2 protein-coding genes are annotated in these 1,342 nt (G+C 45.8%); both read left to right on the plus strand.

Translation table 11 applies throughout. The features are described 5' to 3' along the window. Nucleotides 1-156 precede the first annotated feature (156 nt). Entirely contained in the window at nucleotides 157-555 is a 399-nt protein-coding gene (locus R7P67_RS24585; RefSeq protein ID WP_025634355.1) for a hypothetical protein, read from the plus strand. A 61-nt stretch (nucleotides 556-616) separates the two neighbouring features. Further along, on the plus strand, nucleotides 617-1,342 hold a 726-nt coding region (locus tag R7P67_RS24590; RefSeq protein ID WP_318086288.1), incomplete at its 3' end, for a protein-disulfide reductase DsbD domain-containing protein.

Genomic DNA, 1,342 nt, shown 5'->3' on the forward strand with positions numbered 1-1,342 from the left:
TAACTTTATTGAGCATAATGAGCGTGTTGCAAAAAGCGATGGGTTTAAGGTTATCACAATTATTTACCAATCATATCGGCAAGCAAGGTCGAACGACTTGAGCTTTACGACAACTTGCGTATTATTTTCTGCGTTTCCATCTTTATCTGACTTTTTATGAGCTTATTGATTTCACGACAAGGCACGCCTCAAAAGCGCGCGAAATGGCTGCTAGCAATGATTGGCTGGGTCATCGTCGTGTGTCTGATGCAAAATTCTGGTTTGGTTTTGGCATGCTCGATGAGTGATGACCAAACCTTGGTTTCTGCTTTATCTAGCGATGATGCTCATGTTGTGAAAGCTGATAAAGTCAAAGAGCCGAGTAAGTGTGAACTGTCTGAAAAGTTGATTCAGTTTACCCAGCATCAGCTCGAAGCCTTCATTGTCGTTTTGTTCATTGGCATTGTTTTAGCCGCAGTTTGGCGATGCAGTGCCTTTGTTAACGCAAGGCAATGGACTGAGCCCATCTACGACAAACATCGAATTCATCTTACCTTTTGTGTGTTCCGAGAATGACAAGTGATTCTGGCCGAAAACGCCAGCCATTTTCTACACTTGTTATTAATTAGGAATCACTATGAATCATATTACTAAAGCGACTCAACTCGCGTCCATGTTCTTTATGGCGTTGGTATTGGGTTTGTTCTCTCTTAATCTCTCGGCGCAAACTACCGATACGGGATGGATGACCAATCCACAGCGTCCGCCTGTGCAAACGCGTTTTGTTTTGAATGGTCAGCAAGATCCGCAAGCAAAAACGCTCACTGGTTATTTGGATGTTAAGCTGAGCGGAGACTGGAAAACTTATTGGCGATCGCCGGGCGAGGGTGGTGTCGCGCCATCGATAGATTGGCAAAACTCGCAAAACCTAAGCAAGGTTGATTGGCAATGGCCATATCCGCACAAGTTCGAGTTATTGGGCATTGAGACTCTCGGTTACAAAGGTGACACTTTGTTCCCAATGACGCTGCATATCGACAATATGTCGAAACCCGTCACGATTGATGCAGTGCTCACGCTCTCTTCCTGCACCACCATCTGTGTGTTGACGGACTATCAAATTCAACTGACCTTCCTGCCTTCTGAGCTGCAAATCGACGAGCAGGTGATGTTCAGTTACGCCCAAGCGGTGAGCAATGTGCCCCAGCCATCGCCGTTTATTGATGTCACTCAAGCAAGTTGGGATGCAAACCAATCGAAGTTGCAAATCAAGCTCACGAACACTCAAGGTTGGAACCAACCACAAGTGTTGGTGGACGGTGTCGATGAGGCAACGCGAGACTATAGCTTCAAGCTTGAAGGT

The sequence above is a fragment of the Vibrio sp. Vb0937 genome, assembly GCF_033338855.1.

Excerpts from the sequence above, each read along its gene's own strand:
- R7P67_RS24585 (WP_025634355.1), top strand. The coding sequence starts at position 157 with ATGAGCTTATTGATTTCACGACAAGGCACGCCTCAAAAGCGCGCGAAA.